Below are 10,319 nucleotides of genomic sequence, written 5' to 3'. Positions count from 1 at the left end.
CCGATAGCGATGCAGGAAGGGCTCCGTTTCGCAGTCCGCGAAGGCGGCCGCACAGTCGGCGCCGGCGTCGTAACTGAAATCATCGCATAGCGTTATAAGGGCGGCGCATATCTGCCGCCCTTTTTAAATCAAATTTTTGTCTGGAGTGAAGTAATATGGCTGACATCATCGGTCTTCTGTGCACGGAATGCAAGCGCCGCAACTATGTGACGCTCGTCAACAAAAAAAAGGCTACAAAAAAGCTTGAGAAGAAAAAATATTGCAAGTTTTGTGGAAAGCACACCTTGCATAAAGAAGGCAAATAGGGTAGAATAACCTCTGCACGCAGGTCTGTAGCTCGAACTGGTTAGAGCACCGCACTCCAAATGCGGGGGTTGAGGGTTCGAATCCTTCCAGGCCTGCCATTTTTATTCTCTTGAATTTGGCTGGAAACGCAACAAGCAAAAACATATTCTAAAAGTCGAAAAATGAGGAGGTCGGGGTTAATGGATAAGGTCCTCGACTACATCCGGGAATCTAGAGCTGAGCTTAAAAAGGTAACTTGGCCCACGAAACAGCAGTTATGGTATTCAACCATCATTGTTATAGTGGTGACAGCCGTTGCTTCAGCCTATCTCGGGCTGGTAGATTTGATTCTCACTGGACTATTCTCTAGGATTATCCAGTAGTTGATCTCTCGTAAAACAATACAATATTGGATGGATCTCGACTGTAATCTGGAGGTGAAGGGGACTCGCGTCCTCTTTTAAGCATGAGCGAATTATTCGGAAATACACAGGAACGCCGCTGGTACATCGTACAGACCTACTCAGGATATGAGAATAAGGTCAAGGCAAACATTGATCAGCGCATAGCCACCATGGGCATGGAGGACAGGATATTCAGAGTTCTCGTCCCCATGGAGGAAAAAGTCACCATAAAAGAGGGAAAGACCAAACGTGTAAAAAGGAAGGTCTTCCCCAGCTATGTGCTTGTGGAAATGATACTTGAAGATCAATCCTGGTATGTCGTTCGCCATACTCCCGGAGTCACCGGTTTCGTCGGCTCCGGCAACCACCCAATACCGCTCTCGCCCAAAGAGGCGGAGGACATCCTTCATAAGATAGGGAAAGACGCAAAACCAAAGGTAGAGGTGGATCTCAAACCAGGCGACATGGTGCAGATGAAGTCCGGCCCCTTCGCCGGCAGCACCGGCCCCGTCGTAGAGGTTGACCCGGATAAGGCAAAAATCAAATTCCGGATAACGGTCTTCGGGAGAGAAACAGACGTAGAGGCGGATTACAGCGATCTCGAAAAGATCTGATCCGTTCTTCTGAATCGTCTTTATGTACCGCGCACATTGACAACAGAATAACAGCCTTCTCCCAGAAGAGAAGGTTTTAATCTAAGGAGGAAACATCACCATGGCTAAAAAGGTTATTGGGGAGCTCAAGCTTCAGCTTCCCGCAGGAAAAGCCACGCCCGCACCGCCGGTAGGACCGGCGCTCGGACAGCGCGGCATCAACATCATGGAATTCGTCAAGGCGTTCAACGCCAAGACGGCCGATCAGGTTGGAATGATAATCCCAGTCGTCATCACAGTATATGCCGACCGCAGCTTCACATTCATCCTGAAGACCCCGCCCGCAAGCGTCCTCATCAAAAAGGCCGCAGGCAAGGACAAGGGTTCCGCAGTCCCCAACAAGGACAAAGTCGGCAAGCTCTCCAAGAAACAGGTACAGGATATAGCGGCTCTTAAGATGCCCGACCTGAACGCAAACGACATCGAAGCGGCAATGAAGATGATCGAAGGCACCGCGCGTTCAATGGGTATCGAAATAACGCGCTAGACAAAACAACTGTTTTCGGCCCTTTCGGCCGGGAACGTGGGAGGGCGCTTCGGCTCCCGAAACTACCACAAGGAGGAAAATTAAAATGGCAAAAATAGGAAAACGTTATAAGGCGCTGCTCGAAAAAGTAGATCTTGCAAAGCAGTACCCTCTCTCAGAGGCTGTTGCCCTCGCGAAAGAATGCGCTACGGCAAAGTTTGACGAGAGCCTTGAGATCCATATTCGTCTGGGCGTTGATCCCCGTCACGCAGACCAGCAGGTACGCAGCACGATAGTGCTGCCCTTCGGAACTGGCCATACCAAAAAGGTTGCCGTTCTTGCGCTTGGAGACAAGCAGAAGGAAGCTCTGGATGCGGGCGCGGACATCGTCGGCGGCGAAGATCTGGTTGCAGAGATCCAGAACGGCAGACTTGATTTTGATGCGGTAATCGCCACACCGGATATCATGAAGGTAGCAGGACGTCTCGGCAAAGTCCTCGGCCCCCGCGGCCTCATGCCGAGCGCGAAGACCAATACCGTCACATTCGATGTTGCCGATGCCATCAAAGAGATCAAGGCCGGTCGTGTTGAGTTCCGCGTCGACAAGACGGCAATCACCCATAATGCGGTAGGAAAGGCCTCTTTCCCCGTCGAGAACCTCTACGGAAACATCAAGGCGCTTCTCCGCGCCATCGTAAAGGCCCGCCCGGCAGCCGTAAAGGGAACCTATGTCAAGGGCATCACCCTGACGTCAACAATGGGCGTCGGCATTCAAGTCGACCCGCTCCAGGCACAGAAAGAGATCGCGGCCGAATAGGCTTCTTCTCTTACTGATAAAAACAAATAAAAAGTCCCGGCATCTCAGGCTGACGCTTGAAATGCCGGGACTTTTTTATTGTCCGAAGAAAACTTGAAAGGGATCTTATTTCACAGGCAGACGCTTTGCCGCGTTTTCCACGACGTTCTGAATGTGCTTTGAAAGCGGCGGCGCCTCCGTGAAGAGGCCTTCGCCTGTGCTTGCCACGACGGAATTGCCATAAACGAGCGAGTTGTCCTTCGCGGAACGCAGTTCTATCTTCACGCCGCCCTGAGTGAAGCTCTCCGTCCACGGCGCCTTATATTCCTGATAGGGGATGCTGATGCGGTCTTTTTCCCAGCGATCGTTGCGCCAGACGGGCACGTCCTCGTACCTGTAGCGCGTCACATATTCTCCTGGATGCTGCACCTCCGCCGTTCCAGCCTTCGTCACAGTGCACATCAAAAGGCCGTCCACGTATTCAGAGGCAAGCACTAGAGCCTTCTCCGCCGCCTGCTGCGGCGACATCGGCACTGCTGGCACGCCCTTGACGTAGGCGTCACGCTCCACTATCTCTTTGGGCGTCTTTACAAGGTACGGCAGTTTGTCCTGACGGCCCTTCGTCATATCGCTCCACTTCTGCTGCACGGCCTCCGTAAGAAAGGCCTCCGACTGAGGCAGCTGAACGTCATAAAAGACCGGCAGCACCAGCACCGTCTTTATGCTCTCCATATTGAAGTCCTTGTTTCTGAACTCCGTCACATCAGGCTTAGCAAAGGCCGACGTAGCGACGCACAGCGCAAGGGCCGTCGTCAAGATTAGGCAGATCGTTCTTTTCATAAAATCCCTCCGCTTAAAAATATACCGAAATTATAACCTATAAAGCTCTGCTCTGTGACTGTCAAATTATGACATCATTACGTTAGCTGCGCGCTCTGTGAGAATTTACCGGCAACTATGTTAAGCGTGCGCATATCGTTATAATAATCACTTATGGTCTATAAATATAAATTTACAAATAGACTATTGACGAAACAAATATTTTTATATATTATTATGGCACTCAAGACTTTATATGGCATACCAAAATTAACAAAGGTGGTGTTGGTGTGAAAGAAAAAAATATCAGAGTCGCTATGGTACAAATCCCGGTCAAGCTGGGAGAAAGAAAAACCAACTATGAGACAGTGGAACGATGGTTCTCAAAATATTATTCCCCGTCGGAGACAACGACGGCCTGCGTTCTCCCAGAGTTGTGGGATGTTGGATATGCTTTGGATTCGGTTCCTGCTCTGGCAGACCGAGATGGCGAAGAAGCGATAAATTTTTTGAGCAGGCTCTCAAAAAAATATAATTGCTGGTTTACCGGAGGCTCTATCATGGCCTCGCAGAATCATAACTATTACAACCGTTCATTAATAGTCAATCCCCGCGGCGAACTCGTCACCTTCTATGATAAGACTCACCTTGTGCCTTTCATCACCGTCGAAGACGGAGTATTCACCCATGGAGACAAGCCCTGCCTATACGAAGTGGACGGGATAAAATGCGGGAGCATTATTTGCTATGACATACGCTTCCCGGAATGGATAAGGATATACGCGCTCAAAGGGGCGGAGCTGCTTTTTATTTGCAGCCAATGGACGAGAAACAGAATGGACCTCTATCGCACGATGATCCGTGCCCACGCCATCGAAAACATGTTTTATACCGTTGCGGTAAATAATTGCGATTATTCTGGAGATATAGATTTTGGCGGAGGCTCTTTCGTTTCCGATCCGTCAGGCGAAGTCCTTGCTGAATGCTCCGGTACCGAAGACGGTCTCTTCGCCAAAATAGATGTTACAAAACTTAAAGAAAATCGCGACTATCTTAAAGTTTTTGAAAAAAGACTGCCCCACCTCTATAGAGATTTAGTGAACTAGTTTTTTATATTAGTGAGGAGTGAAGAGCCATGAATGAAAGCAGAAAACAAAATGTCGTGCGAGTCGGAGTCGTGCAGCTTGCTCCTGTTTTAATGGACGCAGAGGCCTGTCTTGAGAAAGCGATGCGCTTTATCAAGGAAGCTGCGGAAAAAGGCTGCGAGCTGGTCATGTTTCCAGAAGCGTACATCCCCTGTTATCCAAAAGCCATCACCTTTGGCTCCGTTATCGGTTGGAGATCTCCAGCCGGCCGGAGAGACTGGAGACGGTATTACGAAAATTCTGTAGAGGTGGGCGGCCCCATCTTCGAAGCCTTAAGGGAGGCCGCCGGCAAATATAAGATACATCTTGCTATGGGCTGTATAGAAAGGGAAGCGGGGCATGGAACTCTATATTGCACGATGCTTTTCTTTGGTCCGGATGGAGAGTACCTCGGCCGTCACCGCAAACTTAAGCCGACAGCGGGAGAACGGGTCGTATGGGGCGAAGGTGACGCAAGCGACCTCACCGTCGTCCAGGCGCCGTTTGGAAGATATGGCGCCGTTATATGCTGGGAAAATTATATGCCCCTTCTGCGCACCGCCATGTATAGCAAAGGGATAGAGATTTATATGGCTCCGACCGCCGATTACAGAGAATCATGGCTTTGCACCGCAAGACATATAGCCCGAGAGGGAGGATGCTTTGTCCTTACGGCAAACCTTTGCTATAAATTAAGCGACTATTCTCCGGAGATAGAAACGGTCGTACCGGAAGCTGAAATTCCTGCCGGCATCATCAATGAGGCGGGATCCGTCACCAACGGCGGGAGCGCCATCATCAGCCCCTTTGGCGAGTACCTCGCCGGCCCTATTTATGACACGGAAGAAATACTGGTAGCCGATTTGGATATGAACATGCTGGCGGAGGCCCGCATTGATTTTGACCCGGTGGGGCATTACGCACGCCCTGATATTTTTAAACTTTTCGTCAATGAAACACCATTGAACCATGTTGAGTTTTACAGTGAAAAATCCGAATAATTTTAGTAAAAAAATCTCAAATAAGGTGGAGTTATCATGAAAAAACTATTTACCGTTGCCGCTGCACTGTCACTGCTTTTTTCAACATGCACCGCGTCTCTTGCCGCAATCGAGCTCAAATTAAGCCATTCAGGGCCTACGCCTTCAGTCGGCGCTACAAATGATGAGGGTTGTAAAGCGTTTAAAAAATATGTCGAAGAAAAGTCCAAAGGCGAGATAAAAGTAAAGATATTCCCCAATAACCAGTTGGGCAATGAGAGAGAACAGCTTGAAGGCACGCAGATGGGTACGATCCAGCTTTGCTCCATTACCTCTGGCACTCTTTCCAATCTGGATAAGCAAATGCTGGCTCTGGACATCCCTTACCTTTTCGCTAACAAAGCGACAGCGTATAAATTTTTAGATGGTCCCATGGGAACAAAATTACGCAAAGATTTCGGTGTGAAGACCGATACGATGCTGCTTGCGTTTGGAGAAAACGGTTTCAGGCATTTTACAAACAGAGTGCGCAACATAAAGTCGCCCGCAGATCTCAAGGGGCTTAAAATCAGAACGATGGAAAATCCGGTCCATATAGCAATGATGCGTTCAATGGGCGTCACTCCCACGCCCATTCCGTTTGGTGAACTCTATACGGCGCTTTCACAGGGCGTGGTCGATGGTCAGGAAAACCCTGTATCTCTCATCGAATCAAGCCGTCTGCACGAAGTCCAGAAATACCTGACGCTTGACGGTCATTTTTACAGCCCCTTCGTGCTTATCATGAACAACGACAGCTATAAAAAACTTTCGCCGGAGCAGAAGAAGATCGTGGCTGGAGGCGCCTCCGCTTGGAGTGCAAAACAGCGCGAGTTCAACGCAATGGATGAAAAGCGTTCTCTTGTAAACATGAAAAAAGCAGGAGTCGTCATTACCGAGCTGAACCCGCAGCAGCTCAATGAATTTAAGAAGGTTACACAGGCCGGAGCTATTCCCCTTATCGAAAAAGAGGCTGGCAAAAACCTGATAAAACAAGTTCTTGACGCCTCGGCCAAGGCTGCGAAGTAGTCGCTAAAACAAAGGAGGGGCCGCGTAACGACGGCCCCTTTAATCACTGCTTAAGAGAGAGATGTGGACGATGTTATTAAGAAAAATAGAGAACTTGATGACAAAGGCGGAAGAATATATAGTTGCCCTCCTTCTGTTTGTTTTAACGATGGCGATTTTTGTATCGGTATTGGAACGATTTGTATTTCATTTTGGCATCACATGGATAGAGGAATTCGCCAGATATCTGAGCGTATGGGCGGCGTTCATAGGTTCGGCGCTGGCTGTCACGAAAGGCGCGCATATCGGGATAGAGGCTTTTGTTCAAATACTGCCTGAGCCTATTCGAAAAATCGAAGATCTCGCCGTAAATCTGGTAGGTATGGCCTTTGCAATAACGGTAACCGTCATCGGCACAAAATTTCTCTTCAAACTTTCCTCAACAGGCCAGCTTTCGCCTGCTCTCGGCATCCCGATCTCATGGGCTTATGCCGCGGTTCCTGTAGGATGCGGATTGATGGCCCTTCACTATTTCTTCAAGTTTGTTTTGGGGATCTCGGAAATTTGCAAAAATGGAAAGGAGGCCGTTGAATAATGGTTTCGCAAGTCCTTTTTTGCGCGCTGGCGGTCCTTTGTATAATGAATGTTCCTCTGGCAATCTGCATGGGAGCCGCTTCGTTTCTGGCGGTATGGGCAGACGGCTCTATCCCCCCGCTTCTTATCGTCCAGAGGATGTTTACCGGCTCTGATTCTTTCACGCTGCTTGCAATCCCGCTCTTTATGATTGCTGGAAGGCTTATGGAATGGGGCGGTATTTCTAAAAGGCTCATAGATTTATCAATGAATGTGGTAGGCGGCGCCTATGGCGGCCTTGCTAACGTTTCTATCTTGGCCTGTATGTTTTTTGCCGCAATCTCAGGTTCCGCTCCTGCAACAGTTGTCGCGATCGGTTCCATTATGGTTCCTGCAATGGTCAAAGAAGGATACGGCAAAGCGTTTTCTGCGGCAATATTGGCCGCGGCCGGTATCATCGGAGTCATAATTCCGCCAAGTATCCTCTTTGTTTCATACGGGGTATCGCTGGGCGTTTCTATCGGCAAGCTTTTTGTCGCCGGCGTCATCCCAGGCATCATCATGGGGCTTTCGCTTATGGTGCTCTGTTACTTTATATGCAGGGCAAGAGGATGGAAAAGCCATATAGAACGCGTTCCCGGAGGGCTTAGGAAATCGTTGAAGAATTCCATTTGGGGTCTGATGATGCCGATCATAATTCTTGGCGGAATTTATGGAGGCCTATTCACTCCTACGGAATCTGCGGCGGTCGCCTGTGTCTATAGCCTCTTCGTCGGTTTTGTAATATATAAAGAACTGTCTATAAAGAATGTCTATATAAGTTTTTACGAAGCCGGAACGACGTCGGCCATGGTGTTGCTTATTATCGCCACCGCTACCGCGATGGGATGGATAATGACGACCGAGCAGATACCGCTGAAAGTTGCGGAGGGGCTTTCGAGCCTGGCTAACAACAAATATTCGCTGCTTATGTTCTTGAATATTATGCTGCTCATCACAGGCTGCCTGATGGAACCAAACGCCGCCATAATAATACTTGGTCCAATATTCCTTCCGCTGCTTCAGCAGGCCAATATCGACCTCATCCACTTCGGGGTGGTCATGGTAGTAAATATGGCAATTGGTATGCTGACGCCGCCGCTCGGAGTGAACCTGTTCGTCGCTCAAAGCCTGCAAAAAGACACCACGGTAAAATCAATAATATTCGCCGTCAGCCCGATGATAGTGGTCCTTCTCTTGGATTTGCTGCTAGTTACCTATCTGCCAGTTCTATCTACGGTGCTGCTTAAGTATGTCAATGTATAAACCGGAAAAAAGGAAAGGAAAGTAATATAATGACAAAATATTCTGTTGCGATCTATAGTATGTTCAATCGCGAAAAAGACTGTGAAATGGAAAAGCCAATTTTGTTGCCGGAGGGTTTTGTGATAACGGTAATTGACGAATTGGATAAAGAGGGGCTCTGGGAAATACTTCCCACAATAGATGCTTTGCTGATAGCAAACAATAACCTTTCTGAAGATGAATTGATGCGGATGAAAAACTGCAAAATAATTTCCAGGCAGGGAATCGGGCTTGACAACATTCCGCTGAAAAAGGCGGAAGAACTTGGAATCACCGTCTGTAATGTCCCAGACTGCAGCACCCCGGAAGTAGCGGAGCATACGACGGCGTTAATGATGTCCGTCGCACGCAGAGTCCCTTTCTACAACGATAAAATAAAATACGAGAGAGAGTGGAACCATCGCAGCTTCACCATTCGTCCGCTTAGGGAGCTTTCGGTATTTCTTGTCGGCTTTGGTAAGATAGCGCGTCTTATCGCTTCGCAGATAAAGCCGCATTTTGGCGAAATCATCGCCTATGACCCTTACGCGGACGCGAAGCTTGCTGAAACTTTGGGAGTACGGCTTGTATCAAGCCTTGAAGAGGGATTGAAGACGGGCGATATCGTCAGCCTGCACTTGCCGCTTACCAAAGATTCTTACCATATGATAAATAAAGATACCCTAAAGTTGATGAAATCTGACGCGTTCTTGCTAAATCTCGCAAGAGGACCGCACGTTGACAGAGATGACCTTAACGAGGCGTTAAATAATGGTATAATTGCAGGCGCAGCCCTTGATGTAATAGAAGATGAGCTTAATGTTGAAAGAGGAGACTTCTCACATCCTCTGTTCAGTAATAAAAAGGTCGTATTTACTCCTCACGCCGGATGGTACAGCACCGGTTCCAATAGAAAAGCTCGTACCGTGGCCGCGCAGGAGATAATTGATTTTAAACACGGAGTTCCTCCGGTAGGACTGTCTAATCATCCTGCGGCGCCCAGAAAGTTTGAAGAGAATTAAAACAAAAACCAGCGTGAAAGAATTATAATATTCCTGATAAACATAAAAGCGGAGAGATGCATGATAAATACCGATATTAATTTGTCTAACTTAATCTATCAACAGATAAAAAACGATATTATTGAAATGCGTCGTTTCCCGGGGACGTTTGTTCTTGAAAGACAGTTGGCCGATGAGTTTGCGACCTCACGTACCCCGGTACGTGAGGCCTTAAAAAGATTGATGCAGGAGGGCTGGCTTATTGGCGACGACAGATGCCGTTCAAAGGTGAGCGAGCTTACGGAGACACGCTGCAACGAAGTCTTTGCCGTCAGAAGCATGATAGAAAATTATGCTTTGAGCTGTACCTTTATCCGCGGAGATTGCAGGGTGCTGGCCGGTAAACTGGATGTAGAAATAAAGAACATGGAGAAACTTAAAACGCGATCCATAGAGTTTGTAAAAACGGACCTCCGTTTCCACACGACGATCATCGACCATCTCGGCAATTCTGTGTTATCAAAAATATGGCAAAGCATCTCAGACGAGATAACAAGGATCTCAATTTTTGCTATGGACGAAGAGCGGCGTCCCGATATCATTCTCAAAGAGCATTATTCAATCATGCAGGCGCTGTGGAATGAAAATCCCACTGAGCTCATATCGCTTGACCGCCACATGAACCTCATAATGGACGGACTGATGAGAACGCTGAAGATCAAGCAAGGGGCCTTGTAACCTCTATTTTGATTTTTTTGACAAATCTCCGCGCGTAGTATAGAATACTAAAGCTATGACTCAAGACAGCAGGCGCCTAGTGCTTAATCTCCTGCCGAGGTCTCGCGAAG

At 48.2% G+C, this 10,319-nt stretch carries 14 protein-coding genes and 1 tRNA gene; 14 read left to right on the top strand and 1 reads right to left on the bottom strand.

The window, feature by feature from the left end; translation table 11 throughout:
- From RRY12_10480 to rplA, 7 genes are all read left to right on the top strand, one after another.
- The coding region (locus RRY12_10480) for a hypothetical protein (protein ID MEG2185094.1) at positions 1–90 on the top strand (90 nt) is incomplete at its 5' end.
- 65 nt (positions 91–155) lie between these two features.
- Positions 156–305 (top strand): 50S ribosomal protein L33, encoded by a 150-nt coding sequence (rpmG, locus tag RRY12_10475; GenBank protein ID MEG2185093.1) that lies wholly within the window; start codon positions 156–158, stop codon positions 303–305.
- 21 nt (positions 306–326) lie between these two features.
- Positions 327–404, top strand: a tRNA-Trp gene (locus tag RRY12_10470).
- 81 nt (positions 405–485) lie between these two features.
- Entirely contained in the window at positions 486–668 is a 183-nt protein-coding gene (secE, locus tag RRY12_10465; GenBank protein MEG2185092.1) for a preprotein translocase subunit SecE, read from the top strand.
- 83 nt (positions 669–751) lie between these two features.
- Positions 752–1,303, top strand: a complete 552-nt coding sequence (nusG, locus tag RRY12_10460; GenBank protein ID MEG2185091.1) for a transcription termination/antitermination protein NusG — start codon at positions 752–754, stop codon at positions 1,301–1,303.
- Between the two features lie 100 nt (positions 1,304–1,403).
- Complete coding sequence (gene rplK / locus RRY12_10455; protein MEG2185090.1) at positions 1,404–1,829, top strand: 50S ribosomal protein L11; 426 nt, start codon at positions 1,404–1,406, stop codon at positions 1,827–1,829.
- 85 nt (positions 1,830–1,914) lie between these two features.
- Positions 1,915–2,625 (top strand): 50S ribosomal protein L1, encoded by a 711-nt coding sequence (gene rplA, locus RRY12_10450; protein ID MEG2185089.1) that lies wholly within the window; start codon positions 1,915–1,917, stop codon positions 2,623–2,625.
- A 105-nt stretch (positions 2,626–2,730) separates the two neighbouring features.
- Here rplA and RRY12_10445 read toward each other — a convergent pair whose 3' ends face one another.
- On the bottom strand, positions 2,731–3,444 hold the full coding sequence (locus tag RRY12_10445) for a hypothetical protein (protein ID MEG2185088.1): 714 nt from the start codon (positions 3,442–3,444) through the stop codon (positions 2,731–2,733).
- 269 nt (positions 3,445–3,713) lie between these two features.
- Here RRY12_10445 and RRY12_10440 point away from each other — a divergent pair, with 269 nt between their 5' ends.
- The 7 genes from RRY12_10440 (at position 3,714) to RRY12_10410 (ending at position 10,209) form a co-directional block, all read left to right on the top strand.
- The gene (locus tag RRY12_10440; protein ID MEG2185087.1) at positions 3,714–4,529 is read left to right on the top strand and encodes a nitrilase-related carbon-nitrogen hydrolase; all 816 of its coding nucleotides are present in this window, start codon (positions 3,714–3,716) and stop codon (positions 4,527–4,529) included.
- 29 nt (positions 4,530–4,558) lie between these two features.
- A complete protein-coding gene (locus RRY12_10435; GenBank protein ID MEG2185086.1) occupies positions 4,559–5,548 on the top strand; it encodes a carbon-nitrogen hydrolase family protein in 990 nt (329 codons plus the stop codon).
- A gap of 36 nt (positions 5,549–5,584) precedes the next feature.
- A complete protein-coding gene (locus tag RRY12_10430; protein ID MEG2185085.1) occupies positions 5,585–6,595 on the top strand; it encodes a DctP family TRAP transporter solute-binding subunit in 1,011 nt (336 codons plus the stop codon).
- Positions 6,596–6,665: 70 nt separating this feature from the next.
- Positions 6,666–7,169, top strand: a complete 504-nt coding sequence (locus tag RRY12_10425; protein MEG2185084.1) for a TRAP transporter small permease — start codon at positions 6,666–6,668, stop codon at positions 7,167–7,169.
- Positions 7,169–8,452, top strand: a complete 1,284-nt coding sequence (locus tag RRY12_10420) for a TRAP transporter large permease (GenBank protein MEG2185083.1) — start codon at positions 7,169–7,171, stop codon at positions 8,450–8,452. The genes RRY12_10425 and RRY12_10420 overlap by 1 nt, the downstream gene beginning before the upstream one ends.
- 29 nt (positions 8,453–8,481) lie before the next feature.
- A complete protein-coding gene (locus tag RRY12_10415) occupies positions 8,482–9,492 on the top strand; it encodes a C-terminal binding protein (GenBank protein MEG2185082.1) in 1,011 nt (336 codons plus the stop codon).
- 60 nt (positions 9,493–9,552) lie between these two features.
- Entirely contained in the window at positions 9,553–10,209 is a 657-nt protein-coding gene (locus RRY12_10410) for a GntR family transcriptional regulator (protein ID MEG2185081.1), read from the top strand.
- Positions 10,210–10,319 lie beyond the last annotated feature (110 nt).

The sequence above is a fragment of the Cloacibacillus sp. genome, assembly GCA_036655895.1.
Classification (GTDB): domain Bacteria; phylum Synergistota; class Synergistia; order Synergistales; family Synergistaceae; genus JAVVPF01.
This window is presented reverse-complemented; position numbering and strand designations above follow the sequence as displayed.